Source organism: Leptospira vanthielii serovar Holland str. Waz Holland = ATCC 700522 (genome assembly GCF_000332455.1).
GTDB classification, from domain to species: Bacteria; Spirochaetota; Leptospiria; order Leptospirales; family Leptospiraceae; genus Leptospira_A; species Leptospira_A vanthielii.
This window is the reverse complement of the sequence record NZ_AOGY02000056.1, coordinates 98,976-124,624: the sequence shown is the minus strand read 5'-3', so window position 1 is coordinate 124,624 and position 25,649 is coordinate 98,976. Positions and strand designations below refer to the sequence as shown.

Annotated in this window: 23 protein-coding genes; 6 read left to right on the top strand and 17 right to left on the bottom strand. The window is 40.1% G+C overall.

The features are described 5' to 3' along the window. Window positions 1–6 precede the first annotated feature (6 nt). The 9 genes from LEP1GSC199_RS13400 to LEP1GSC199_RS13360 form a co-directional block, all read right to left on the bottom strand. Window positions 7–1,239, bottom strand: coding sequence for a vitamin K epoxide reductase/DsbA family protein (locus LEP1GSC199_RS13400; RefSeq protein WP_002984188.1), 1,233 nt, complete (start codon window positions 1,237–1,239; stop codon window positions 7–9). Beyond that, window positions 1,239–1,985: a 1-(5-phosphoribosyl)-5-[(5-phosphoribosylamino)methylideneamino]imidazole-4-carboxamide isomerase gene (hisA, locus tag LEP1GSC199_RS13395; protein ID WP_002984079.1), complete on the bottom strand. Its 747-nt coding sequence runs from the start codon at window positions 1,983–1,985 to the stop codon at window positions 1,239–1,241. Before hisA ends, LEP1GSC199_RS13400 begins: the two co-directional genes overlap by 1 nt. 1 nt (window position 1,986) lies before the next feature. Further along, entirely contained in the window at window positions 1,987–2,613 is a 627-nt protein-coding gene (gene hisH / locus LEP1GSC199_RS13390) for an imidazole glycerol phosphate synthase subunit HisH (protein WP_002984308.1), read from the bottom strand. After that, entirely contained in the window at window positions 2,610–3,191 is a 582-nt protein-coding gene (hisB, locus tag LEP1GSC199_RS13385; RefSeq protein WP_039926823.1) for an imidazoleglycerol-phosphate dehydratase HisB, read from the bottom strand. The genes hisH and hisB overlap by 4 nt, the downstream gene beginning before the upstream one ends. Before the next feature lie 261 nt (window positions 3,192–3,452). After that, window positions 3,453–3,929, bottom strand: coding sequence for an LIC11177 family protein (locus LEP1GSC199_RS13380; RefSeq protein ID WP_232420779.1), 477 nt, complete (start codon window positions 3,927–3,929; stop codon window positions 3,453–3,455). Between the two features lie 41 nt (window positions 3,930–3,970). Next, a complete protein-coding gene (locus tag LEP1GSC199_RS13375) occupies window positions 3,971–4,918 on the bottom strand; it encodes a rhomboid family intramembrane serine protease (protein ID WP_002984362.1) in 948 nt (315 codons plus the stop codon). Between the two features lie 182 nt (window positions 4,919–5,100). Further along, window positions 5,101–5,799: a Crp/Fnr family transcriptional regulator gene (locus LEP1GSC199_RS13370; protein WP_002984204.1), complete on the bottom strand. Its 699-nt coding sequence runs from the start codon at window positions 5,797–5,799 to the stop codon at window positions 5,101–5,103. A gap of 66 nt (window positions 5,800–5,865) precedes the next feature. Then, window positions 5,866–6,684 carry an enoyl-CoA hydratase/isomerase family protein gene (locus tag LEP1GSC199_RS13365; protein WP_002984310.1) on the bottom strand — a complete coding sequence of 273 codons (819 nt, stop codon included), beginning with the start codon at window positions 6,682–6,684 and terminating at the stop codon, window positions 5,866–5,868. Continuing rightward, window positions 6,668–7,195, bottom strand: coding sequence for a hypothetical protein (locus LEP1GSC199_RS13360; RefSeq protein WP_002984213.1), 528 nt, complete (start codon window positions 7,193–7,195; stop codon window positions 6,668–6,670). The genes LEP1GSC199_RS13365 and LEP1GSC199_RS13360 overlap by 17 nt, the downstream gene beginning before the upstream one ends. Before the next feature lie 92 nt (window positions 7,196–7,287). Between LEP1GSC199_RS13360 and LEP1GSC199_RS13355 the strand changes: the two genes are divergently transcribed. Further along, window positions 7,288–8,577: a PilZ domain-containing protein gene (locus LEP1GSC199_RS13355; protein WP_002984062.1), complete on the top strand. Its 1,290-nt coding sequence runs from the start codon at window positions 7,288–7,290 to the stop codon at window positions 8,575–8,577. On the opposite strand, the gene LEP1GSC199_RS13350 is transcribed toward LEP1GSC199_RS13355, so the two are convergent. The 4 genes from LEP1GSC199_RS13350 to LEP1GSC199_RS13335 all read right to left on the bottom strand — a co-directional run bounded on the left by LEP1GSC199_RS13350 (window position 8,569) and on the right by LEP1GSC199_RS13335 (window position 14,271). Then, on the bottom strand, window positions 8,569–9,738 hold the full coding sequence (locus tag LEP1GSC199_RS13350) for a tetratricopeptide repeat protein (protein WP_039926822.1): 1,170 nt from the start codon (window positions 9,736–9,738) through the stop codon (window positions 8,569–8,571). The genes LEP1GSC199_RS13355 and LEP1GSC199_RS13350 overlap by 9 nt on opposite strands. Before the next feature lie 83 nt (window positions 9,739–9,821). Next, a complete protein-coding gene (locus LEP1GSC199_RS13345) occupies window positions 9,822–12,338 on the bottom strand; it encodes a penicillin acylase family protein (RefSeq protein ID WP_002984336.1) in 2,517 nt (838 codons plus the stop codon). A 3-nt stretch (window positions 12,339–12,341) separates the two neighbouring features. Further along, on the bottom strand, window positions 12,342–13,544 hold the full coding sequence (locus tag LEP1GSC199_RS13340; RefSeq protein WP_002984247.1) for a hypothetical protein: 1,203 nt from the start codon (window positions 13,542–13,544) through the stop codon (window positions 12,342–12,344). 70 nt (window positions 13,545–13,614) lie between these two features. Next, window positions 13,615–14,271, bottom strand: a complete 657-nt coding sequence (locus LEP1GSC199_RS13335) for a lytic transglycosylase domain-containing protein (RefSeq protein ID WP_002984048.1) — start codon at window positions 14,269–14,271, stop codon at window positions 13,615–13,617. 163 nt (window positions 14,272–14,434) lie between these two features. Here LEP1GSC199_RS13335 and LEP1GSC199_RS13330 point away from each other — a divergent pair, with 163 nt between their 5' ends. The 4 genes from LEP1GSC199_RS13330 to LEP1GSC199_RS13315 all read left to right on the top strand — a co-directional run bounded on the left by LEP1GSC199_RS13330 (window position 14,435) and on the right by LEP1GSC199_RS13315 (window position 19,559). After that, on the top strand, window positions 14,435–16,816 hold the full coding sequence (locus tag LEP1GSC199_RS13330) for a HAMP domain-containing sensor histidine kinase (protein ID WP_002984299.1): 2,382 nt from the start codon (window positions 14,435–14,437) through the stop codon (window positions 16,814–16,816). 146 nt (window positions 16,817–16,962) lie between these two features. Next, window positions 16,963–17,769 (top strand): hypothetical protein, encoded by an 807-nt coding sequence (locus LEP1GSC199_RS13325; protein ID WP_002984263.1) that lies wholly within the window; start codon window positions 16,963–16,965, stop codon window positions 17,767–17,769. A 40-nt stretch (window positions 17,770–17,809) separates the two neighbouring features. Continuing rightward, window positions 17,810–18,616, top strand: coding sequence for a hypothetical protein (locus LEP1GSC199_RS13320; protein WP_002984147.1), 807 nt, complete (start codon window positions 17,810–17,812; stop codon window positions 18,614–18,616). A 157-nt stretch (window positions 18,617–18,773) separates the two neighbouring features. Next, the gene (locus LEP1GSC199_RS13315) at window positions 18,774–19,559 is read left to right on the top strand and encodes a hypothetical protein (protein WP_002984104.1); all 786 of its coding nucleotides are present in this window, start codon (window positions 18,774–18,776) and stop codon (window positions 19,557–19,559) included. A gap of 116 nt (window positions 19,560–19,675) precedes the next feature. Here LEP1GSC199_RS13315 and LEP1GSC199_RS13310 read toward each other — a convergent pair whose 3' ends face one another. From LEP1GSC199_RS13310 to LEP1GSC199_RS13295, 4 genes are all read right to left on the bottom strand, one after another. Then, the gene (locus LEP1GSC199_RS13310) at window positions 19,676–22,855 is read right to left on the bottom strand and encodes an efflux RND transporter permease subunit (protein ID WP_002984211.1); all 3,180 of its coding nucleotides are present in this window, start codon (window positions 22,853–22,855) and stop codon (window positions 19,676–19,678) included. Next, entirely contained in the window at window positions 22,833–24,245 is a 1,413-nt protein-coding gene (locus LEP1GSC199_RS13305; RefSeq protein WP_002984193.1) for a TolC family protein, read from the bottom strand. The genes LEP1GSC199_RS13310 and LEP1GSC199_RS13305 overlap by 23 nt, the downstream gene beginning before the upstream one ends. 4 nt (window positions 24,246–24,249) lie before the next feature. Beyond that, on the bottom strand, window positions 24,250–24,474 hold the full coding sequence (locus tag LEP1GSC199_RS13300) for a YgaP-like transmembrane domain (protein ID WP_002984290.1): 225 nt from the start codon (window positions 24,472–24,474) through the stop codon (window positions 24,250–24,252). 98 nt (window positions 24,475–24,572) lie between these two features. Next, window positions 24,573–24,839, bottom strand: coding sequence for a metal-sensitive transcriptional regulator (locus tag LEP1GSC199_RS13295; protein WP_002984317.1), 267 nt, complete (start codon window positions 24,837–24,839; stop codon window positions 24,573–24,575). A 42-nt stretch (window positions 24,840–24,881) separates the two neighbouring features. Here LEP1GSC199_RS13295 and LEP1GSC199_RS13290 point away from each other — a divergent pair, with 42 nt between their 5' ends. Then, window positions 24,882–25,637, top strand: coding sequence for an SAM-dependent methyltransferase (locus LEP1GSC199_RS13290; RefSeq protein ID WP_002984223.1), 756 nt, complete (start codon window positions 24,882–24,884; stop codon window positions 25,635–25,637). Window positions 25,638–25,649: the final 12 nt, after the last annotated feature.

Genomic DNA, 25,649 nt, shown 5'->3' with positions numbered 1-25,649 from the left:
AACAATTTACATCTTTTGGATGATTTGTTCCAGAAGTGTCTTTAAAAAAATTGGATTTGGTGTTCCACTTTCTATTTTCCTGTCATTGATGTAGAGGGAAGGAGTGGATTGAATATTCAACTTTTCTGCTTCATCAATTTCTGCGTTCAATTGATTCTGTGCTTCTTTCGAAGCCATACATGCCTTCAAAGAATTAACATTAAGGCCAATTGCATTTGCTAAATTCACAACACTAGATCCAGAGTGTGCGACACCCTTTTCTAAATTATCATAAAGCCCACGATACATTGGCTCAAACTTTCCTTGTTTGTCGGCGCATATTGCAGCAACGGCAGCCACACAGGAAGTAGCCCCTGGCCTTGGTTGTTGCATAAGACGGTTACAAGTGCCATCAAGTGGGAAGTTTTTATAAACCACACGAACCATTCCATCGTATTCAGATAGAACAGTATGTAAGATATGGCTTGTATGTAAACAATGCCCGCAGTTATAATCCGCATATTTAACAATTGTTATCGGTGCATCTTTTTTACCAATAAAAGGGGAACCGGCAACTTGGATCCCGAGGGTTGGCTCTTGGAAGTAGGCTGCAATTTTGGATTGCATCTCTGCTGAATCCATTCCTTTAGAAGTGGCTAAAGTATTAGAATTAGATCCACTCACCCACATTTTGCTTGAGGCATATCCTAAAGAAAAACTGAAAAAATAAACAAGTCCTAGAGTTGTGATTCCTTCTTTGATTGCCACAGGAAAGTTGAGGGTTGGTTTTCCTTCTGTTTTCCAAAGTAGAAATAAAATACCTAACAACGCAATAGTAACAATGTAGGTAACAAAACAAAGTTGGCAAATAGTTCCAATGATCCCCACAGAAATTCCAAAAAGAACCAAATCAAAAATCAGTCCCAAAACCAAAACAGGGAACAGGAGAGAAATGAACTTAGAGACTTCTTCGTTTGATTTTGCTCTGGTGATTAAAAAGAAAGAATAAGTAAGTAATCCATAAAAACCAAATCCAAGTAAGGCGATTGGCACATTACCCAAAAAAGGAACCCCCGGAATTGCCGAATAAGAACTCTCTGCTACTTTTAAACAGGAGTCACCACCACCTAATGCGGAACATGCGGAATTGGCTATGTTTTCTGTACCAAGGCCAAAGTATTCAATTGCCAATAGGAAAGAGACAATGAGTCCAATAACTCCACCGATCACCCCTGCTAATGCTAAATTCTTACGATTCATCAATTTTCATTCCTCTTCTTACTTAGAATCCTGATACTTTCTTTTAGGTCTAATTTTCCTTCATAAATGGCCTTTCCAGTAATAGCTCCAAAGAGTTTTCCCTTAGAGGCTTCATACAAATCCACTAAATCCTGCGTTGAGGAGACCCCACCCGAAGCCACCAGTTGCAAATCGGGAAACAGGGACAACAACTCCAAATACACCGTAGTGTTTGGCCCAGACATCATCCCATCTTTCGCTATGTCAGTAAAGATCACATGGCGGATTCCCATCCCATACATAGTTTTTAAAAATTCCGTGTATAAAATCCCGGAATTGGTCTCCCAACCTTTGGTACGGACGAGTCCATCTTTAGCATCCACTCCGATCACAATACGATCCGGGCCATAACTTTTTAATCCCTCTTCCACAACTTTTGGGTCTTCGACGGCAACGGTTCCCAAAATAAAACGCGATACTCCGAGTCCGTCATAGAATTTCATATTTTCTAGAGAACGGATTCCGCCACCTAACTCTAGTTTCACAGAGCATTTGTCTTTGATTTTACGGATGGCTTTCTCGTTTTCTGATTTACCAGTTTTGGCTGCGTTTAAGTCAACAATATGGATGAGAGTGGCACCTTGTTCTTCAAACATTTGGATCATCTTCTCCGGTTCTGAAGAATATACTGTTTTTTTGGAATAATCCCCTTGGAGTAAACGGACAGCTTCGTTGTCTAAAAGATCAATGGCAGGTAATACTAACATATTAAAGTTCTATAAAATTTTTAAGGATTCCAAGTCCTGTGATATCTGATTTTTCAGGATGGAATTGGGTTCCAAACACAGTTTCCTTTTCCACAACAGCAGGAAAAGATTCCCCGTAATAATGACAGTTAGCCGTGATATCCAATCGGTCTACACCCACAGGTCTGTAGGAATGGATAAAATACATATAGGATTCGTTCGGAATGCCTTTGAGTAATTTTGTATTTTTAGATTTGATATCAAAGAGTTTGTTCCAACCCATGTGAGGAACTTTGAGGTTAACTTTCCCTTCAAACTTTCTAATTTTTCCACGGATGAGACCAAGACCGGGAATGGTTGTTCCTGTTTTAGAAGTTTCATCAGAATCTTCAAATAACACTTGATACCCGATGCAAATCCCGAGTAATGATTTTTTAGCGTCCACGTGGTCTTTTAAAACAGAAGAAAATCCTGCTTCATTTAAATTCTGCATGGCTTTATCAAAATGCCCGTCTCCAGGCAAAATGATTTTATCTGCTTTTTTGACTGTTTCTATATCACTTGTAAATTGGAAGTCACTTGTGTATAAGGAAACTGCTTTTAGTAAGGAATGGATATTTCCCATTCCAAAATCTAAAACTGCAATCACTCCAACATACCTTTGGTAGATGGAATTTGATCACTTGCGCCACTATCAATAGCAATCGCTTGGCGAAGAGCCTTACCCAGTCCCTTAAATATAGATTCATGGATGTGGTGGCGATTTTCACCGTAATGCACCACTACATGTAAATTCATCTTAGCATTAAGAGCAAATTTTTGAAGAAACTCGAGTGTTAGTTCTGCGTCGTAAATTCCAAATTTCCCATCGATTGGAGGGCCTGTGTATTTAAAATAAAACCTTCCACCTAGATCCACAGCAACTGTTGTGAGGACTTCATCCATTGGCAAAGTAAAATGACCATATCGAAAGATTCCTTTTTTGTCACCTAACTGGGTGTGGATCATTTGTCCCATAAGGATGGCGGTGTCTTCCACAGAGTGGTGGCAATCGATCCCAATATCCCCTCGGAGTTTGAGATCCATATCGATAAGACCATGTTTGGAGATATGGGAGAGCATGTGCTCAAAAAACGGGATTTCTGTATCAAACTGGTAGACCCCGGTTCCTCGGACGTTTAGGTCGAGCCGGATGTCTGTTTCGGATGTCTTTCTTGATTCCACCATATTCCTAGCATGTTTGGTAGAAAACCCAGGTGTCAAGAGAGAATGTGGGGAGGACCTTAAGATGCGAGGCTAAGAACCCCTGCTAAATCATACCCAACAAACACCCAAAAAAAATACACCATGGCAATAACAGAAAAAATAAGAATGCGTTTCCAATGTTCCTTCAAAAAAATCCCTCTATGGAAACCAACAAGTGGCAGAAAGATTCTTCTCAGCTTTTTAGGGAAATCCCATGTTTTTTACTGACACTGCCCTGCGGGGTTATTTCCCAAAACGTTGGTTGAACATACGTACAAGCTCCAAAATGGAATCTTCCACATACTTATAGTGTTTGGGTTTCATTGGGTCTAGGGGCAACATATTATGGATTTTTTTATAACGATCAAACGACTCTCGGACGTATTCCAAATACTTTTGGTTTGTGATTCCATAACGTTTGAATATAGATTCGTTCTCTTCGAACATCCTCTTAAAATCATCTGCATAAGTTCCGTCATTTAGGAAATAGAAACGAATGTCGGTTTTTGCCTGCGAAAACGCAATATCGATATTGGTTATGAATTTGGAAGTTTTTGCTGTATCTGTTGTTTCTGGGCTCTGTGCAGATAACTTAGCTGCTGCTTGTTCGATTGCTTTTTGCTCCGAACTACGTTTTTCTCTTTCGAATTCTTTTGTTAATTTTTCGCGTTTTAAAACCTCTTCTACTGAGGATTTCTTTTCTACAGGCATGGTTTTCATTATCCCCATCTTAAAAGACTGTCAAGAAATTAGACGAAAAATTATTCTTTTACCTTTCGAAGTGCGCAATTTGCTAACCATTCACAACGCAAACAAATAGGATCCTCGGTGTTATACGTAGGAGGAGGACAAATATTTGCATCAGCCACTTGTAATCCTTGTAAATAATTTATTACGGAGGCCTTGTCTTTTTTAGAATGGATCTGATTTAGAAGGTTTTCGTTGATTTTCTTTTGGTTTAGGAAAATATCCTCTACCACTGTAGGTTTGGCTTTGGATTGGATTTTTGTTTCTCTAGGCGCTTCCCATTCCATACCAGGAATGTAAGGAAGACTTCCTGGTTTGATTTGTTTTTGGAAAAGTTTATAGAGAAGTAAAGCAGTAAGTGCCCCACCCAAATGGCAAGTATTGGAGATGGCTCCATTGCCGATTTGAGAGATCAAGTATCCAATCACAAGCGAAACCCAAACCGCATTTTTTGCCTTCACTGGAAAAATAAATAAAAGCAGTTCCGCATTGGGATAAAAAATTCCAAAGAGAGCAAGAAGTCCAAAAAGAGCACCGGAAGCGCCGATAGTTTGGGTAGTCATAGATTCTAAAAATGGAATATTCCCACCGAGCACTTCGTTCAGATAAGCAGACAGAACCACAAAAATTCCTGCCCCAATTTGGGATGCAAAATACAAAATGGTAAATTTAGTTTTTCCAATGATAGGAATGATATTTGTTCCTAACATGTACATACCATACATATTCACTAGTAAGTGAAATGGAATGAGTTCTACCGCATGTAAAAAACCGTAAGTGAAAACTTGCCAAACAGCGCCACCTAACACAAAATCAGGTGTTAAACCAAATCGATAAATTAACTGTTGGTTGGCAAAGTATTGGAGAAAAAAAATAAGACAATTAATGATGAGAATTACATTCAGGGGATGAAGGATGGGATTCCCAAATAAACTAGGACTCTGGCCTCGGTTTCTAGACATGTAACCTCCAGATTTTAGATGGCTTGGAAAGAAACAAGGGAAATAAAAAAAGGGGGAATCCTTTCGGAAAGCCCCCCCGGGAGTGACTTAAGGTAAAATCAGGCAACAGACCCTACCTTGATTATCAATCATTTCTACCATCGGAATTCCGAAGCAGGGGCTTAATAGACATGTGAAAAAAATTAGGCGATTTTTGAAAGGGAATACAAAGCTTCCCTGTTCAGAATATCAATGCGGTTTTTGTCTACGGAAATGAATTCCCGAGCTTTGAGGTCAGAGAGAGCACGAACCAATGTTTCGGTTTTAGTTCCAATAAATGTAGCCAGGACATCGCGTGTCACTTTCAGTTCCACTTGATTTTTACGACCTTGGGCATTGTCTAAAACAATAAGAATTTCTGCTAATTTTTCATGGACCTGTTTGGTTCCTAGAGAAACAACATGTTCCTCCATCTCCTGCCATTCCTTTGCCATTTGCCGGAAAACTTCTTTTTGGAAGTTGATATCATCATTCACTAAGGCTTCGATGAGGGCACCTGTGATGTAACAAGCATGGGTATCTTCTACGGCGACTACATTGTGATGAGATGTGGAATCGGAAATACAATCCCGAAAGCCAACCCAGTCTCCCGGTCCACTCAGACGTAAGGTTTGTTCTTTTCCGCTAGCAAGTTGGACGTAACTTCGAACAAGGCCGGACTTGATGAAGAAAAAACCCGCTGCTTTGACTCCGGAAGTCACTAAGTGTTTTCCCCTAGGAAAGATAGTGAAGTCTTTACCCTCATTAATCCTTTCGATAGTTTCATGTGCAGCACAGTGTAGAACATTGTGATTTTTATAATCACAGGCAAAACAATCAGGATTGAGAGGAAGATCCGCCATTCAGTTTTGATGTAACCTCTTAAAGAATCTTTGTCGAGTCATAAATTTAGAAACCTTCTAAATTTTTCATTTGCCAGTAAACTTTGGTTCCCGCTTTTCTAGGATACTTTTTATCGTCTCTTTAAAGTCGTCTGAAATAAAGTTTCGGGCTTGAGATTCTGCTTCTTTTTTTAGAGCGCTATCAAGCTGTTTCCAGGAATATAAATTCTTCTTTAATTCTTGTAAGGCGAGAGGTGCGGCCTTTGACAAAGACAAAGCAAGCTCCATCGCACGAGCATATACTTCTGTTTTGGGAACACTGTCAAGGGCTAGGCCACAAGTTTTCGCAAACTTACCATCAAAAGTTTCCCCTGTGAGTAATAATCTTCCACCCAAACTTTTCCCGAGTAGTTCCGGGGAAAGAAAACTAGAACCCATTCCGGGATGAATCCCTAGTCTTACAAAATTAAAGGAATACTTTCCTTCTTCTGCAAAAATTCTTAGATCACAAGCAAAGGTTAAGGAAAGCCCGGCTCCAATGGCATGTCCATTGACGGCTGCAATGACCGGAACAGGTAATTTACGAACGGATAAAAAGAAACCGTAGAATTTTCTCATATCACGTCTGTTTTGCGAGAAAGATTTTTCAGAAAAGGATCTTAATAAATTTAAGTCGCCACCGGCGCAAAACACATCCTTACGACCAGAAATGATGATAGCTCGTGGTAGGACTTTTTCTTTTTTAATGGAATGGATTAGGTCTGCGAACTCTTCCCCCATTTTCCAGGTCATGGAATTGCGGGAAGTAGGATTGTTTAAGAAGATGGAAACGATTTTTCCATCTTCGGTTACACGGGATTCAATTTCTAGGAATTCATACTCTTTGGATTCAAATCGCGATTTCATCTATCTGAAAGGATTCGTACCAGGCTTTATCTTGTAAAGATAAAGGTTTGTTCCCGATCTCCATATTTTCAAAGTAGTTGAGTAGTATTTCTAGGTGTTGGGTTTCCAAATTTTGATTCGGAAGAGCTGCATCAATCCCCTTACTCACCAAAACTTCAGCTCGAATTTTGTCTTTGTAATGGTCCGGTTTTCCACTAAAGATCAAATGGGCAGAGATGAGATCAAAACGGATGGTATCTATGATTCTCTGAAGTGACTCTTCCGATTCTAAAAAATAACGTGAGGCCACTTCGGTTTGGAAATAATCTCCCCAAGTGATGAGGTCTGGAACGGATCCAGTGCGCTCGAGAATTTTCTTTTGTGTTTCCTCATCTGTATATAAGGAACCGGAAAATCGTTCCACAATGCTATGCAATTCGGTTAGGATGGCTAATTTCTCCGGACTGAGAAGCCCTTGTCGGATCATTGGCATAAGTTCAGGATTTACATGTTTTGGGAGAGTTAGTTCCATATACTTCCCATTTCGGCGAATTCTGCCGTTTCCTAGCACATTTTCCTCACTTGAAAATCGATTTTCGCCTCGAGAAAATCGATAATTTTAGTATGGCAATCGGCAGAACAGATTCGATGCAGGAACTCATAACGATCTTAGAATCGTTATTTGAAGAAACCATCATTGGGTCGGATGTCAATATCGTAAAACACCTCTTTTACTACCTGAAAGCCGATAACAGAGAATTTGAATTTATCTACGAAGACGAAACTCTCGTTGCTGCCGTAGAAGAAATAGAATCACATACAGTCACCCTTATGATTCCCGATTTAGTGGAACAAGGGTCAAGGCGGGCACGGGTTCGTTTTGAAGTGATGAATATCAACTACCAATTTGAGGTAGTGATTCTTGATATCCAAAAAGAAAAAACAGTCATCAAAACTCCTACCGAGTTACAGTCCTACCAATTAAGGACTAACAAACGAATTCCCGTTGATGATTTGTTTATGAACTTTATCATTTTATTTAGAAGTTTAACTGGTGGATCACGAGAAGTGGGAAAAAACCTCTACGCAGAAAGTAGATTCCCTCACCTAATGAAAGAAGTACGAAAGGATAGGCCAGATAGCAAACTCATTAACGTAATGTTAACGGAGGCTATCGAACGTATTTCCAAAGACTATGAAATTCATTTTTTCCAACCTGAAGAGAAACTAAATGAATATGAAGACTTTGTAAAAAAAACCATCTTACGAACTGGTAAATCCCTTTATATTCCTGATTGCAATCGAATCACTTCTTATATCAATGACCCGCAAGATGAGATCCTATTCAACTACCATAATGAACACAAAGAAATGACAAAGGAATTTGGGGCAGAGTTTGCTTTGGATTTTTTTGAATCCATGCGTAAACACGAATCTCGCGACTTTTATGTTTCTTACGTGATCACACCCATTCGATTGTACGAAGATGTGGTGGGATACATCAAAGTATATTCCACTGCCATGGAACGGTTTACCATCTCCCAAAACCAAGCGGTATATATTTTTGAGTTAGCAGAAATCATTAGTTATGTATTCACAAAAATTGCTATCCAACATGGAAGTTATGAAACCATGCAATCGACTACAAAGGTTGTGGATATTTCTCTCGATGGCCTTCTATTTGAAATTTATGACAAACGTCTGTTTCAATATCTAAAACGACACAATATCATCAAAATGTTTATTCCATTAAACAAGGAACGTACCATGATCATCCGCGGGGAAATCATTCGATTTTTAGATCGTGGAGATCATTACCATCTTGGGGTAAACTATTTCAGCTCTGCCCCAGACGATATGTTGCATTTAGAGTCTTATCTTTTTGAAAAGAGTATGAAAATTCTCTCAGAATGATCCAGATCCAGATTGTTTTTCTGCCAACCGAATCGCATTTAATAAATCTTCTGATAAAGTAGTTTCCCCAGTATAGTAGAGGCGTAACAATTTCCCATGTTCCACAAGTTTGTCTCTGTATTCAGTTTCTTTGATAGAACCACGAGTTTCTTTCCATTTCAGGTGATAGAACTCACAAGCCAGTTTATGAAGGTAATAATCAGACTTTCTTAAAGAGTAGGCTTTCTTTAAATATTCTTCCGAACGTTCTGCCCATTCTTCTCTTTTTTTCCTTCCATCGACGCCAGTATCTGTCATATTGGAGTGAAGAAGATTTAAAAACGATGTTTCAAAACTATACAACCAAACTTCATAATTTTTGGGATAAAAATTACGCGCTTCTTTTGCCACTTGAGGCATAAGTTCTAATTGTTTTTTATTTTCTTTTCCTTCTACCTTGAAATAGAAAGTCAAAAATCGCATATAATCTAAAAGAAATAACAATCGTTCTTGGGCATTTGAAAATCGCTCTCTATTTTTCCAAGCCATAGAATATTCGAATGCCGTAGATACATACCCTTCCCCATCCTTCCAATGGGCTTTCCCAAGCGCATAATGAGAATCAGGGGAACCTTGGTCAAGAGATACTGAATGTTTGTACATTCGAAGAGCTTCTTCCATTTGGCCTTTCGCAAAATAATGATCACCTTGTTTTTTTGCCATAAAAGCTTCATCATATTTGGTTGTATCGAGTAACCTAGCGGCCGTTACTTGACGATCTTCAATCAATCGGAGATAACCTTCCCCACGGACTTGCCAGCCAAAAAAAGTAGTTTGGTAAACAGACTTTACAGTAATCATCCCCACAATGTTTCCATCTCGGAATGTTTTGTGGTCTTGGTTTTTTTCTAGCAGGTATAAAATTTGTCCAACGCGAATTCCCTTAGGATCTGCGACTTTGATTGTGACTGTATCTGGTCTTGTATCCACTTCTAATTCTTGGGAAAGTGTATCCACTTCATAATAACTAGCTTTTTCGATTCCCACAACCTCACCCACAACAATCATACGCAGTGGGTCAAGAGAGGCTTGGCTACGGAAGGCAAAGGCCATGCGATCCGAAGAGGACTGTGCAAAGGTAACCGTCACAAGGAATGTACTGAGTAGAAAGGAACGGAACATCTGGTTTAAGGATCGACCAAAAAAGATTGTCTCGTAGCAGAAAAAAGGAAAATCCCCACCATCTGGTGGGGAAAATTTAAAAATTATCGAGGTCGAAATTCCAATCGAAACCTACCTTCTCCCACTTGTTCTTTTGAATAAAGAATTTTTCTATGGACCCCATTGATATAGTCGTCTACCAAGTTTCCATAAAAGGGACTGGCTAGGTTTCCACTATTTCCAATGGGAAGTTGGGTAACAGACTCTTCAAAACGACCATAATCAATCACACGTCTTTTGGAAGGCCCAGAAAAGGCAGTCCAATCTTCCTTCATGAGTTTGTATTTCAAATTGTTCACAACCTCAGCACCCCCAGAAGAAGGAAGAGGTCCAATATCAAAAATACCACCTATCACTGGCAATACGCCAAGGGGATGAGGGTGTTTGATTTTGTATAAATTTTTCCAGGTCCAAAGACTTGGGGAAGCAGATAGATGTTTTTCCAAATACCTTCCCGTTTCTTCAATCGATCTTTTCAAAATATCCTCTCTTGATTCAGTAACACCTTCGGTTCGTAGGTCATCCCAAAAAGTTGAGTCGGGATTACGGACAAAACGACGGTAAGCATTCCAATATTCAGCAATATCTCCGTATAACTCAAAATTGGCGGGTCCCATTTCGTCGATTAATAACTCACGAAGAGTGATGTAAAAAAATACATCGTAAACAGCGGCACCTTGTGATTCTGGGTAATGTTCAAAGTTCCAAGTTTTTAAGATCCCTAATACCTTTTTCCCATTAGGTGTTTTGGGATCTTTAACAGAGGATAAAATAAGATCCAAATACTCTGGTGCAAAGGAAGATACTGTGTCATTCTGAATGGCAGCAAGTTCTTCCAAACTCCACTTTTCTTTTGTTTCCAAAATCCCAACTAACCTCTGAAAACGATCTGGTGGTTGCCAATTTCCTTCTGGTTTTCCAAGCCCTGGGAGGGAATTACTGGTTACTTGGTTATTGGCAGTGACAATGATTCCATTTTTAGGATTAATGATTTTTGGATTGTTTTTTGCTGGAACATAACCAATCACATCATTTTCCCCAGTGGAACCTTCTAAAATTTTACGTGGGTTTCCAGACTTTAGAATCGGAAACCTTCCTACAGCATAGTAGGCAATGTTTCCATTTTTATCCGCATAACTAAAATTAAGACCAGGAGCACCAATCATGGAAGAAGCGGCATCTAGTTCTGTAAATGATTTTGACTTCCCCATTTGAAAGAGAACATCGAGGAGTGGGTTTTGTAAATGATGGTGGGACCAATACAAACTGACTGGCCGGCTTTTGTAACCTACGATATGTTCTGTGATGAGTGGGCCATGGTTTGTGATTCCTACTTCAAATGGAATTTCTACTCCATCTTTTTTTCGGATGGGATCTCGGTAATAAGTCAGATCCTTCCAACCAGTCCCTGTTTTGAATTTCCCCCCATCAATGGTTTCCAAATACAAATTCACATCATCTTGTTCCAACATCGTAAGTCCCCATGCCTTGTCCCTGTTATGTGCAATGAGAGGGAAAGGAATGATGGATAAAAAGTATCCATAGTTTTCATATCCTGGATATTCAATATAAGCTTCATACCAGGCACCGGGATTGGAAAGGGCAATGTGTGGGTCATTGGCAAGAACGGCCCCACCACTTTCGGATCGACTCGGACCCACAAGCCAAGAATTACTTCCCTCCAAAGGTTCAATCGGCAACTGGAGTTGGTTTACAAAGGATACAAGTTGTTTTAGATTGAGAACATCGGATCCACTGGTTAGGTTCTGTTGATTTGGTTTTAGGAAATGGTTTTGACTTTGGGTATGGATTGGATTTAATTTTTTAAAACCCTGATTTTGTGCCAACTTTTGAACACCAGGTTGTGTTTCCAAAATGGTAGCATTTTTTTCAAAGTCATACCGCGGGAACAGTTCATTTGCAGAACGACCCTTTAACTCCGATTCCATGATGCTGTACAAACTGTCCGATTTAATTCCCTCTGCAAAGGAAAAACCCATATAAAATAGGAAAGAAATGGCATCGACCCGATCAAATGGTTTGGGTTTGATTCCGAGTATCGTGTATTCGATCGGTAGATTGTCTTCGGAGAGAAAATGATTCACACCCTCCAAAAACCAATCCAGTTGGTTCCAGGCTTCAGGATAAATATGTTCCTTTTGGTTGGCATATTCTTCTGCTGTTTTTTTCAAAAGAAGAGATTTTAAAAACTGATCGGTAGGAATCAATTTATCACCAAAAATTTCCGTGAGTTCTCCTTTTCCGATTCTTCTTTGTAATTCCATTTGAAAAATTCGGTCTTGGGCCATGGTATAACCTAATGCGAAGTAGGCGGACCTGGCATCACCAGCCACAATATGAGGAATTCCAGCACCATCCCGGATTACAGTTACTTTGGAGGTAAGTTTGTCTGAAACAATCTCACCTTGGTAGTTCGGAGCTTTTAATGATACGAGTCCCCAAAACAAAAAGTGTAGAGTGACAGGAAGGGTTAGGATAAAAAGCAGAAAGAGACTTAAAATAGGTCTCTTTCTTATAAAGGTTTTGGTTTTTTCTAACATAGTTTATTGCAATGATTTAATTTGACGAATGCGATTTTGTTTGTCGGCTGAATCCCAAGCAGCATTCGAGAAGGATTCCACTTTATAATACTTCGTTTTGTATTCATCCTTATAAGGGATGACAAGTTCACGATCCGGTTCTGTTGTTTTTGCCGCTTGGATTTTACGAAGTCCTTCGGCACCTTGGTTGAACCACTCAGGATCAATTGGTAAATTCACACGGTGGCCACGGAAAGATGTGGCCAAAAAAGGACCATCTAAATCTTTATCGCGAAGGATTTTACCATAAAAAGTAAATTCTACTTCATTGGAACCGGAAACTAAATCACCATCATACACAGCATAGGCGACGTATTCACCGTTCTTTTCGTCCTTTAAATTCGCCTCCAAATGGTATTTCCCTTTTTTATATACATTCACAACTGCTCTCACGATAAGAGATCCATCTTGTAAGGAATCAGAGAACACTCCATTAAATTCAGCAGGGATGGATGGACTGGAAAAAAAACTAGAGGTTAAAGTTGTCTTTAGATTCTCTGGCCCATAAGTAATTTCTGCAACGAGAGACATTTGACCCCAATCTGGTTTTTGTGGTTTCCAAGAAAAAGTAAAAATGTTATCTCCTCTTGTTTGGTCACCATCCGTTCCATTGTCATTCACTGATGCACTGACAACTCCAAACCTTTGGCCTTCCCATTCTTTAAATACTTGGTGAGAATCGATAGATACCTTCACACGGTTTCTAGCTTTGTCGCGACATTCTAAAGTCACATACATCATGTCCTTGTTTCCAATGACTGCCCAAGTTTTTGGTTGGAATAAACATACGTAACCTGTTGGTTCGTTCGTTTTTGGATCTATCGAATAGTCGGGAGAGGTTTCGATGATAAAAGGAAATGCTAAGTCATGATTTAAAATAGACATCGGTCTTGAAAACGGAGGGTATTCCGACCATTCTAAATACTTTTCTAAAATATATTCAGGAGTGGCTCCATCATCGGGAATCCCACTGGATCCATCAGAACCACTTCCAGAACTATCATCACCTTGCGTTGGATCAGAGCTACTTGCCATCCGTTCTTGTCTGGCTTTTTCACTAGCATCTTGATCAGAACCCGCATTATCCTTAAATAAAAAAAAGATAAGGCCAATCACAACCAATATAACAACTGCTAGATACACACCGTATCTACGAATTAAATCCATACGCTCCCATCCTTTTGTTTTGTAAAACGGATAAGAGCCTTGTCGGTTTTGGAACTATGTAAAGTAAAATTTAAATAGAAAGAAGACTGGCAACGGTTTCAGAAATCATACTTTGTGTTGGGACTGGCATCGATTTCCAATCTTCATAGTAACGGTACACTGATCGTGAATACTCTGGAATGCCTCCAAACCGTTTATAACCACCAAGTCCTGCGTTATAAGATAATAGTGCCGCTTCTACTGAATCAGTTCTTTCCAAAAGATAATTCATATACAAAACACCCAGATACAAATTGGTTTCCGGATCATATAAATCTTTTTCTGAAGAAAAGGGGATCCCTTCTTTTTTTGCCAACCATTTTGCAGTCGCTGGCATCACTTGCATAAGACCCAGAGCACCCTTATGAGACTTGGCCCTTTTATGGAATTGGGATTCTGTATGCACAAGGCCCACCAAAAATCCTAATTTGTCATAACGTTCTTGTTTTTTTCCTACAGGAAAGCGCAAGTTCAGAGAAGCTCGTTCCATCGCAGAAACAAGATCCGACCTCTCCTGGGAGGATAAACTGGGGCGGTGTTTGGCTATGTAGGCTTCCAATTTTCTTTTGGAGGATTCGTTTCGAACCGTAAGGCCTGCCGAACTTATCTTTCCGTAAGATTCCGTCAGAAAAACTAAAACCAGAAGGCTGGTTCCTAGGATTTGGATGAGTGGGTTTCTTTTTCGCATTGGGTCCTCTTGTGGGAGACTTCTATTTGTGCATCGCACAATAAGTCCAGAGTTTCCTAGAGGGTCACACGAGCAAGTCAAATTTTGTGCGGCGCACAAACGAAATCCGACAGTCCAAACGAAATGCTTGCCTAAAGTCAAACACCGAGAATATCTGGATTGCTTGGTCCCCTTACTGAATCTATATAGTTTTTTCTATTTTGGGCTCTGTTTGGTGAGTGGGATTGCCTTTGTCTATTTTATGTCCCGCAAAGAGGATCTAACTCCTACCTTTCGTGGCCTACTCATCCCCCTGATCTGTCTTTTTTTCTGGTCTGTGGCCTGGTCGATTTGTAATTCGTTTGTGGCACCCTGGACTGCTTATATTTTTGTTTTTTTGAAAAACCCATTCATTTTGATTTTGGGGGTAGCATCTTCGAACCTTGCCTTTGGATTTCAGGAAAATAGTTTTCCCAGGTGGAAAAAGTGGAGCCTTCGGATCCACATCGCACTGGCAACCGCTGCCATCCTTGCCAATGGGACAGGATTCTTTTACAGGGAGATCCATTTTGATCCTAAAATGGAATTTTACGTTCCCGATCAAAATTCGCCCTCAACGATTGTTCAACTTTCAATACTTTCGATTGCAGGTGTGTTGTGTTTGATTCTTGGGAATACGATCACAGTGCTAACAGCTAAGTTCCTTCGTTTTCACGGATCTCAAAAACGAAATACAGGGGGATTTCTTTTAGCCATATTAGGAATTCTCTCTTTAGCTTTTGCAGATATTTTAGTAGATCTGAACTACTTCAGTAAACCTACCTTTTTATTTTTACTCACTAACCTAACAATTATTATCATGACCATTCTTGTGTTGGTGTCACTCAACCAAGAGACAATCCCTTCCACAGTTGGATTCAAAATCATGACATTCAACTTAACCGTTTTATATTTGATCCTTTCAATTGTTGCAAATTTCCTCTTCAATCGATTCCGAATCGACTTTCAAAATGAGATGAGTCGGGAAAAACATAGTGTCAAAACACAATTGGAGTTAGGAACAACATTCCCTTTTGTATATCTTTCCGATCTTGTCATTGATATGCAGAGCCAATCTTTTCGTATCAACAAAATTAATTTTACAAAGGAAAACATAAACCAAATCCAAAACAGACCAAATTCCTTTGAGTCTTTTACCGTTGAGTCATTTTCTAATGACCCCAAGGGGATTTACTGGATATCTGAATTTTACGCTAAAAACCACCATTTTTTAATCGCAATTCCCTATATCGAATACAGAAACGTAGTGCACCAAACCGTGGTTTGGTTAATTGTAACACTCTTATTTTCCTTATTTACAATCTTTATGTTGTATCCGGTATTACATAAAACAAGTATTGTTTACCCGCTAACAAGACTTCTTGCGGGAATTCGAAAAATGCATTCTGGTGATTTATTTGTTACCGTCAAAGTATCAAGTAGAGACGAAATCGGAGAGTTATCGAATAGTTTCAATGAAATGATATCGATTGTTCGGGATGCAAGACTTCAATTGGAACAAAAAATTGAAGAACGAACGGAATCATTAAACCAAACCATCTTAGAGTTAAGAGAAACCCAAGAACAACTTCTACAAGCAGAAAGGATGTCTACTCTTGGTAAAATTGCGGCAAGTGTTGCCCACGAAATCAACAACCCACTAGCAGCCATTAAAGGGAGTATTCAGTTTATTAAAGATGGACAATCGAACGTTCCAAATCCCGACAAAACAGAAAATTTTCTTTTAGCGGAACGATTTATCGCAGAATTCAAAAATCAAAAACGCTCAGAAGTCACCTCTCGGTTTAAAAGAAAAAAAGAACTCATTGCTTTCTTTAAATCAAAATCCATTCCCGATCCCATTTCCCTGGCAGACACATGTTTTGATTTTAAAATCGAAACAATCCCAGCGGAATACCAAGAACTTTTCGATACAGAAGAAGGAAGAACCATTTTCCAATCGCAGCTGAACGACTTTGTCATTGGGTTTCATTTGGGAATTATTGAAACGGCTGTGGAACGGGCCTCAAAAATTGTCTTCGCACTGAAACACCATTCCTACTCTGGTCCAAGAGAGTCCCAAAAACTCCTCTCGCTCAAAGAAGGAATTGATTCGGTTCTCTCTATGTATTCTACGAGTTGGAAACAAAACATTGAAATCGAATGGAAGGTCAGCGGGGATCCTGTGGTCCTCGGCTATACAGACGAACTCGTCCAAGTATGGACGAACCTCATTTACAATTCCATCCAGGCCTGTCCCAAAGAGGGAGGGAAAATCCGGATTTTTCTCAAAGAGGAACCTACCGAGGCCCTTGTCACCATCGAAGACAATGGAAAAGGGATCCCGGAAGACATCCTGCCCCGTATATTTGAGCCCTTTTTTACCACCAAAGAACTGGGAATGGGAACCGGACTCGGCCTTTCCATAGTTCAAAAGATCATCCAGAACCACAACGGAAGCATCCAAGTCGAAAGCCAGCCAGGGAAAACCCTTTTCTCCATCCACATCCCCCTAGCAAAATCCTAGGATCCTCTCCTAAACATTGTCCGAGAAACTCCGACAATGGCAAAAATATGTTAAAAATTTGTCTAAACCTGGAAAAAAATTTCTTGTCAATCTTTTGCCAAACTTATAAAACAAAGAGAACATACCTTCGGAAACAGGAAAACCAAATGCGAACCATACTAGCCACGATTACAGCCTTTCTCTTAGCGGGATCCCTAAGCGCCCAAACATACACAGTCTTCATTCATGGAAAATCAGACAAAAATCACAACGGTGTCGGCGCTACTGACGTAAACAGCTACTGGGGTTCCTCAGTAAACTCTGTTAGTGGAACAAGAATCTTCATCGGGTACGATGGAACTTCTGACCCTAGAAGTTACGGATCTTCCCGTGCACAAACAAACATAGCCACTGGTCTTACTAATTACTGTAAAGGATCTAACTCTTGTAAAATTGTCTGCCATTCTGCGGGATGTTATGCGATTGAATATTGGTTGTCTAACCTCGGTTCTACTGCTTCCGCAAAAGGTTTTAACCTTACAAAAGTAACAGCCCTTGCTGCGGCTTCTGGTGGATCGGAACTGGCAAATGCTCTCAATGGAATCACTTTTGGTTTCGGTGGGAATGCAATGGACAAATCACTCATCGTAACAACAGCTCGTGGTGCTTTCAATCATAACAATACAGCTGGAGTTGCTGTGAACCATGTGCCTGGTTACAAAGGAATGTTTGGTGCTTCTGTCATTCTTCCTGGAGAAGATGATTACGCTGTTGCTTACCACTCTTCTTGCGGATACAACCGTGCGGGGGGCCTAAATAAATGCCAATCTTCACTCACTCAGTATGAAGGTCTCTGGCCATTTGGATCCAATAAAACATACAACCAATACAGTGGTCACTACCGTGCACCGTCTGTTTCATCTACAGGACTCTATCTAGACCACGGTCAAATCAAAACCGAAGGTTGGAGATAGGTAACCGGAATCATTTAAAGAAAGGAAAAGGAAAAAAGAGATGCGTAGCTCAATCACAACAATACTCGCGATGCTGTTTGCAGGATCGCTCAGTGCCCAAACTTACACTGTGTTCATTCACGGTAAGTCAGACAAAAACCACAACGGTGTGGGAACAACAGACGTAAACGGATACTGGGGATCTTCCACTAGCACCGTTTCTGGATCTAAAATTTTCATCGGTTACGATGGAACTACTGATCCTAGAACTTACGGATCTTCCCGTGCACAAACAAACATTGCCACAGGTCTTACTAACTATTGCAAAGGAACAAACACTTGTAAAGTGGTTTGCCACTCGGCAGGATGTTATGCAATTGAGTATTGGTTGTCTAACCTAGGTTCAACGGCTTCTTCCAAAGGTTTTAATCTAACAAAAGTAACTGCACTTGCTGCAGCTTCTGGTGGATCAGAACTTGCTTCTGCACTCAATGGAATTAGCTTTGGATTTGCTGGAAATGCGATGGACAAATCTCTTATCGTAGGGACTGCTCGTGGTGCCTTCAACCATAACAACACTGCGGGTGTTGCTGTGAACCATGTACCAGGATACAAAGGAATGTTCGGAGCTTCTGCCATCCTTCCTGGAGAAGATGACTATGCAGTAGCATACCATTCTTCTTGCGGTTACAACAAAGCAGGTGGCCTTAACAAATGCCAATCTTCTCTCACTCAAAGTGAAGGAATTTGGCCTTTTAATTCCAATGTAACTTACACACAATACAGCGGACACTACCGTGCTCCTTCCGTGACTTCCACTGGTCTTTACCTAGACCACAGCGAAATCAAAAAAGAAGGATACCGATAGGATTCGGATCATTCCCATTCTTCTTTAAAAGAGGAAAAAGGACAAAGGTCAGCCAACCGGCTGGCCTTTTTTTTGCCTTCATGATATATAATTTGACACATTTGACTTATTTATGTAATTTGTGTCGTAATATAGAAAATCAGGAAAGGGAAAAAAAATGCGAAAGACCATCACCACTACTGTACTAGCGATGTTATTTGCGGGATCGCTCAGTGCACAAACATACACCGTGTTCATTCACGGAAAATCAGACAAAAACCACAACGGTGTGGGAACGACAGACGTAAATTCGTATTGGGGAACCTCTGCGAATACGGTTTCTGGATCTAAAATTTTCATCGGTTACGATGGGAAAACTGACCCTAGAACTTACGGATCGGCTCGTGCACAAACAAACATTGCCACAGGGCTTACAAACTATTGCAAAGGATCCAACTCCTGCAAAGTGGTTTGCCACTCGGCAGGATGTTATGCGATTGAATTCTGGTTGTCAAACCTTGGTTCTACGGCATCAGCAAAAGGTTTTAATCTAACCAAAGTGACAGCTCTTGCTGCAGCTTCTGGTGGATCGGAACTGGCTTCTGCTTTAAACGGTGCAACGTTTGGGTTTGGTGGTAATGCGATGGACAAATCTCTCATCGTATCCACAGCTCGCGGGGCATTCAATCATAACAATACGGGCGGAATTCAGATCCACCATGTACCTGGTTACAAAGGTGCATTTGGAGCTTCTGCAATTCTACCAGGAGAAGATGACTATGCTGTGGCATACCATTCTTCTTGTGGATACAACCGTTCTGGTGGGCTTGACAAATGCCAATCTTCCATCGTGAGTGGTAGCACTACTTATACACAATACACAGGCCATCTGAGAGCACCTTCTCTAACAGCAACTGGATTGTATAAGAATCATAGTGAAATTAAAAACGAGGGAACTCGTTAATTAGACGTTAGATAAAAAATACCCCTTGGTATTTTACACCAAAGGGTATTTACTTTAAGGGCTGAAAACACTTCAGCCTTTTTTATTTTAGAATCCAATCCAAAAATTATATTCTTTTATCCATGTTTGATCACACCCTGTCTTGATTTTCCGATAAACCAGTAATACAAAACGGGAACGGCAAACCGGCTGAGAACAGTTGCTGCAATTTCACCAAACATTAGTGAGATGGCAAGACCCTGAAAAATAGGATCGAATAACATCACAAAGGATCCGACCACAACGGCCGAAGCAGTGAGTAACATGGGTCGAAACCGAACCACTCCCGCATGAACTACCGCCTCTTTAAGAGGGACACCTTTTTTGATTTCACCTTCGATAAAATCAACTAGGATGATTGAATTTCGAACAATGATCCCAGCTCCTGCAATAAACCCAATCATGGATGTGGCGGTAAAGTAAGCACCCATCACAAAGTGACCCGGTAAAATTCCAATAAGGGAAATTGGAATGGGTGCCATGATCACAAGGGGAACTGTATAACTTTTAAACCAACCTAAAACCAAAACATAAATCAGTAAAATCACAACTGCAAAAGCTCCTCCAAGATCACGGAACACTTCATAGGTGATAAACCATTCCCCGTCCCACTTAATCACAGGTTCTCTCGTATTCCAAGGAACATCGGCTGTTTGTGTTTGGTATTTGATTTTTGGTGCGAGTTTGAGCATTCCATAAACGGGAGCTTCTTCGGCCCCGGAAAGTTCACTCATCACATAGTTGACTGGTTTTAGATTTTTACGGAATAAAGCCCGGTCTTCTTCCTTATATGGATTTCCTAAAACCCGTTCTGAAGAAACCACACCTGATTCCATGGACATGATGTTTTGGTTTTGGAAAGGATTTTTGGAACCACGAGCACTCTGGACCATAGAAAGATTGACTGTTACTTCTTCCGGTTCTTCCGCGGTGGCTAAACTGACTAGAGGAGATTCAGAGAAAAGAATCGAACCTGTATAAGCCAAAGCGGAAGTTTTGATACCATAAAGTCCAGATTTTTCGTAATCAATAGGATACACCATCTTCGGGCGGCCGTTTCTGAGTGATGTATCTAAATCCACAACACTTGGCTCTTCCCGAAAAATATTGTAAATTTCCTCTGTTACTCTTTTCCTTTCCAAAGCTGTTGGCCCATACACTTCTGCGACCATCGTTGCCATCACCGGTGGGCCTGGAGGGATTTCCAATACTTTGGTTACAACTTTGTAACGATCACCAAACTTTCGTATGTCGGTTCGCAATGATTCTATAATCTCATGACTCGATTCTTTACGATCGTTTTTGTTCTTTAGAATGACTTGTAAATCATTCATAGAATCTAGATTTCGAAGAAAGGAATGTTTCACCATACCTGAGAAAGAAAACGGAGCCGCTTCCCCAGCGAAAATTTGAATTTTTTCTACATTGGGATTTTTTAGAAGAATTTTTGTCAGTTCTTCGGAACGGACCATACTTTGAGTGAGTGTTGTGTTCGGTTCGTAATCAAGTAAAACCTGAAACTCTTCTTTGTTGTCAAAAGGTAACATCTTTACTTTCACCCACTTGAATCCAACAAATGCCATAGACACTAGCAACAAACCAATGGTAATCGCACCAAACACTGTGGCATTCTTTTTGAATCCGAGTAACCAATTCATAAAACGGATATAAATTTGGTCTAGTTTGGAGATTTTATGATCACCGGTTCCGTTCTCAACATGAGTATGATTCTCTTTCAAAAGTCGAATGGAAGCCCAAGGAGTAATGACAAAAGCAACGATGAGGGAAAGAATCATCGCAAGACTTGCCCCAACGGGAATTGGTTTCATATAAGGACCCATAAGTCCTCGCACAAAAGCCATAGGCAAAATAGCAGCAATCACAGTAAAGGTAGCAAGGATGGTCGGATTTCCTACTTCTGATACAGCGACGAGAGTGGCACGAATGATTCCTAACTTTGGATTTTCTTCCAAATGCCGTTCAATGTTTTCTACAACTACAATTGCATCATCCACTAAAATCCCGATTGAAAAAATCAAAGCAAATAGAGTGACACGGTTCAGTGTATACCCAAGAAAATAGTAGATTGCTAAAGTCAGTGCCAAAGTGACCGGAATGGCAATGGCAACAACAAGTGCTGAACGCCAACCCATCCATAACGCAATAAGAACCGTCACGGAAATAGTCGCAATGAGAAGGTGTTCGATTAATTCATGTGATTTGTCTTCTGCAGTACTTCCATAGTCACGGATCACACTCAAACGAATTTCTTTTGGTAAATCTTTTTGGAATAAATCAGCTCTTTCCAATAGATCCTTAGATAAATTGACAACGTTTGTACCTTTTCGTTTGGCAAATACAATTGTGACCGCATTTCGTTTTGTTTCCCCGAGAGATTTGTCAAATAGTGCAGAAGACCGAGTCCTTTCTTCTGGCCCCTCTTCTACAATTGCTAAATCTTGGATACGAACCACTCGTCCCCCGCGTTGTGCAACAGGAAGGCGTTTGACATCTGATATTTTTTTTAATACACCACCTACTTCGATATCCATCACAGAATCACCGGACCAATTTTTCCCTGCAGGGATGAGTGCATCATTTTGTTTTAAACTCATCGCTACTTCTATAGCTGTAACTCCGTAGCGGCTAAGAAGATTCGGATCTACTTTGACTCGAACCACTTTCTTTAGTCCACCTAACATTTGCACACTGGCTAAGTCAGGAGTGGAGGAAAGTTCACGAGCCAGTGGTGCTACCAGTTGGCGTAATTCATAATCGTTCATCGTTTCTGCACTGAAACTCAAAGCAAGAAAGGGAACGTCATCAATGGAATAAGACTTAACGATTGGACTTAAAGTATTCTGAGGAAGAGAACTCTTAACCTCCAACAGTTTATGATGGATTTTTACGAGTGATGGTTCAATCGGTTCTCCCACTTTGAATCGAACCGTAATATAACTTCCATGCCATTTACTTGTGGAATAAACATATTCGACTCCTTCCAGGCCCCAGACCGCCCGTTCGACAGCTTCTGTTACCTTACGTTCTGTTTCTTCTGGAGAAAATCCAGGTGCAGGAATTTGAATATCAACCATCGGAACAGAGATTTGTGGTTCTTCTTCTTTTGGGGTTAAGTATACGGCAAAGAGTCCGAGCACCAAACTCGCAACGGCGATTACCGGAGTGAGACGAGAATGCAGAAAGGTTTCCGCAAGCCTTCCTGCAAATCCTTTTCTAATTTCTTCCAATGGATTCATTTGATTCTTCCTTATTTGAAAATAATGATGTTTCTGTTCTGACTTGTAAAAGAGCGACTTCCGTTTCCATTAAAACACGAGAGAGTTCTAAAGATTTATTGAGTGTTTCGGCAAACTGGATAGCATTAATCGCACCACTTTGAAACAATCTCTGCATATTCACAATCTGTTCGTCCTGGAATTTTACTGTTTCCTTTACCAATTCAAGACTTTCCTTTAGGGAAATTTCTTTTTGGAAAAGAGATTTTACGTGGGCTTCTTCTTCTTTAGTTTTCTCTTCTATTTTTTTCAAGGCAGCTTCTGCATTGAGTTTGGATTCTTCCACAACTCCCATATCCTTGGGATTATAAAGATTCATTTGTAGATACACACCTGCTTGGTATGCGTTAGCTGTATTACGACTTCCTTGATACCCGTATGCTTCTGAATAAGCACCGACCTTTGGTAAAAACTTAGCCATTTCCATTTCGCTCTTGAGTTTTTCCCCTTCAGCATATTTGATTTGGGCATTCATCTGATTGGACCTTTCGTACCCAATGGGGCGTTTGAAATGAGTATCCAAAAATACATTCAAATCCGATTCGATAATTTCTAAATCAGAGGGAGGGAGGTCTGATAGAACATATAACGTTTCTTTGTAGTCGCTAATTTGCAAATCTGATTGTTTTTCAAGAACTGCAATTTGATTTTTAATGGATTTTAAAGCTAAGTAACCGGCATACCCAACTGGATTTCCTTTATTTCCGAGGGAGTAGTTGGATTGGAATCTAGATTCAATTTTTTTAATTTGTTCCAACCTACGTTTGTATTCATTTAACGTTTGTATGGCCCTGTAATAGAATCCTGCTTGAGCAAATTCTCTGTCTCGAACCGCAAGCCATTCAAATTTAAGACCTACAGATCTTTTTTCATTCATTGCAGCAAGTGTTTTTCCGGAGCCACCTTCATAAAGTGGTAAATCCATACCGAGTGTTCCACGGGAATAAGTATGACTTCCTGGATAGTTGAGTGTATCTTTGGCAAGTAGATTCATTGTATCCGAGTTCAACGTGGAATAAGGTTGGTTATTCGAATCTAAAAAGTTTCCTGGCCGATATCTTGTAGATGCTGTGGAAAAATCGGAGTCGGTAGCACTCCTTTGGCTTAGTTTTCCCATAAAGTTGAGAGTGGGATCATTCGTTTGAAAGGTACGTAAGTCTGTGTAAACCCTAGGTAACCAGTGTTTGTCGGACCTGTCTTTTGCAATTTCGCCAGCTTTCCATTCTAAATATTTGGATTTTCTTGCTGAGGAATTTTCTTCGATTCGTTTCCACAAGTTTTCAAATCCGACGCCCTCCGCAAAGAGAGCCATCGGACCGACCAAAAGCAGAATGCTAATGATAAATTTCATATTCTTAATCCTTAACCTTAGGTTCAAAACCAAGTTTCTTCAGAAGAATTGCCATCGGACAAAAACCAATGGTTGAAAAAACAACCAAGTTCACACCCACAAGCAGATTCAAAAGATATCCCCAAGGTGAAACAAAGAATCCGAGCGAAACTCCCACCAAACTAAATAGTCCAGCGATGAAATAAACCACTCGTTCCAAATACCAAGTTTTTGTTGAAGCTAGAAACATTACCATACCCCCTATAGTATATAGACTCTAAACCCATATATACCCCATGGGGTATATATGGCAAGTGATTTATTGATTTTTTTTAGAGGAAGGTGGGATTAGAGAGAGAATGCGGCAGTAATGGCTTTTTTTACGTCGGTTTCGATACTTTGGTTGGACTTTTTTTCTTTAAAACAGGTATCCATATATTCGTGGATGTATGCCTCTCCAAATTTTTTCATGGCTTGGTGTGCTGCTTTTAAGAGTAGGATTGCTTTTTCGCAGTCTTTTTCTTCGGTTGTGATCGTATTCTTGATTGCTTCCAGCTGTCCCTGGATTCGATTGATACGGTGGATCAGTTTAGTTTGGTTTTCCGAAAGGCTCATACTACATACCCGGCAGGGTATAGAGAATCCATCAAGTAAAAAATGACCCCCTTCCCCTTTTCTAAATCTCCCGCATCCATCCTTCCCCAATCACCACCCTACTACGTTTCCAATTTTGGATATTGGGATGGGGAATCCTCCTATCAAACGGCTGGTCTTAGGTTTGTCTCTGAATTTGCCAAAGGTTGCCAACTGGCGCCTCAGACAAAAATTTTAGAGGTAGGGTCAGGGCTCGGAGGTAGTTTGGTGTATTGGAAAAAGAAGTTTCATCCAAAACTTCTTTCGGCAATCAATCTTCCTGGCGAACAGTCGGATTTCGCACAACAGTTGTTTGCTTCTAATCATGTAGTAGTCGAACCATTTCTCAAAGGGAGTTGGGAAGTAATGGAATCGTTACCAAATGTAAGTTATGACTATGTATTTTCTTTAGATGCCTCTTATCACTTTCAAAACCTTCCTGCATTTTATAAAGAAAGTTACCGAGTTTTGAAACCCGGAGGAAGGATAGTATTTACTCATTTCCAAGTTAAGGAAAACAAATTCAAAAACTATTGGTGGCTTTATCTTCCCTTTCTCATCCCAAAGGGGAATCTAAAACAAACCGAAGAAACTGTTTTCGATTTAGAAGGTGTTGGATTCAAAAAAATTCAAACACTAGATTGGACCAAACCTGTCTTGCAAGGTTTTACCAACGAATCCAAAAACTTACCATCTTCCTTAAAAACATTCGCGAAAATTTTGGATTTGTTTGTGAATCATTTGGGGCTAACCTACCACTATTATGTTTTTGAAAAATAAAACTATTATTTG

Bases quoted from the DNA above. Each gene is read 5' to 3' on its own strand.
- LEP1GSC199_RS13400 (WP_002984188.1), bottom strand. From the start codon at position 1,239: ATGAATCGTAAGAATTTAGCATTAGCAGGGGTGATCGGTGGAGTTATT.
- hisA (WP_002984079.1), bottom strand. From the start codon at position 1,985: ATGTTAGTATTACCTGCCATTGATCTTTTAGACAACGAAGCTGTCCGT.
- hisB (WP_039926823.1), bottom strand. From the start codon at position 3,191: ATGGTGGAATCAAGAAAGACATCCGAAACAGACATCCGGCTCGACCTA.
- LEP1GSC199_RS13380 (WP_232420779.1), bottom strand. From the start codon at position 3,929: ATGAAAACCATGCCTGTAGAAAAGAAATCCTCAGTAGAAGAGGTTTTA.
- LEP1GSC199_RS13375 (WP_002984362.1), bottom strand. From the start codon at position 4,918: ATGTCTAGAAACCGAGGCCAGAGTCCTAGTTTATTTGGGAATCCCATC.
- LEP1GSC199_RS13370 (WP_002984204.1), bottom strand. From the start codon at position 5,799: ATGGCGGATCTTCCTCTCAATCCTGATTGTTTTGCCTGTGATTATAAA.
- LEP1GSC199_RS13365 (WP_002984310.1), bottom strand. From the start codon at position 6,684: ATGAAATCGCGATTTGAATCCAAAGAGTATGAATTCCTAGAAATTGAA.
- LEP1GSC199_RS13360 (WP_002984213.1), bottom strand. From the start codon at position 7,195: ATGGAACTAACTCTCCCAAAACATGTAAATCCTGAACTTATGCCAATG.
- LEP1GSC199_RS13355 (WP_002984062.1), top strand. From the start codon at position 7,288: ATGGCAATCGGCAGAACAGATTCGATGCAGGAACTCATAACGATCTTA.
- LEP1GSC199_RS13350 (WP_039926822.1), bottom strand. From the start codon at position 9,738: ATGTTCCGTTCCTTTCTACTCAGTACATTCCTTGTGACGGTTACCTTT.
- LEP1GSC199_RS13345 (WP_002984336.1), bottom strand. From the start codon at position 12,338: ATGTTAGAAAAAACCAAAACCTTTATAAGAAAGAGACCTATTTTAAGT.
- LEP1GSC199_RS13340 (WP_002984247.1), bottom strand. From the start codon at position 13,544: ATGGATTTAATTCGTAGATACGGTGTGTATCTAGCAGTTGTTATATTG.
- LEP1GSC199_RS13335 (WP_002984048.1), bottom strand. From the start codon at position 14,271: ATGCGAAAAAGAAACCCACTCATCCAAATCCTAGGAACCAGCCTTCTG.
- LEP1GSC199_RS13325 (WP_002984263.1), top strand. From the start codon at position 16,963: ATGCGAACCATACTAGCCACGATTACAGCCTTTCTCTTAGCGGGATCC.
- LEP1GSC199_RS13320 (WP_002984147.1), top strand. From the start codon at position 17,810: ATGCGTAGCTCAATCACAACAATACTCGCGATGCTGTTTGCAGGATCG.
- LEP1GSC199_RS13315 (WP_002984104.1), top strand. From the start codon at position 18,774: ATGCGAAAGACCATCACCACTACTGTACTAGCGATGTTATTTGCGGGA.
- LEP1GSC199_RS13310 (WP_002984211.1), bottom strand. From the start codon at position 22,855: ATGAATCCATTGGAAGAAATTAGAAAAGGATTTGCAGGAAGGCTTGCG.
- LEP1GSC199_RS13305 (WP_002984193.1), bottom strand. From the start codon at position 24,245: ATGAAATTTATCATTAGCATTCTGCTTTTGGTCGGTCCGATGGCTCTC.
- LEP1GSC199_RS13300 (WP_002984290.1), bottom strand. From the start codon at position 24,474: ATGTTTCTAGCTTCAACAAAAACTTGGTATTTGGAACGAGTGGTTTAT.
- LEP1GSC199_RS13295 (WP_002984317.1), bottom strand. From the start codon at position 24,839: ATGAGCCTTTCGGAAAACCAAACTAAACTGATCCACCGTATCAATCGA.
- LEP1GSC199_RS13290 (WP_002984223.1), top strand. From the start codon at position 24,882: ATGACCCCCTTCCCCTTTTCTAAATCTCCCGCATCCATCCTTCCCCAA.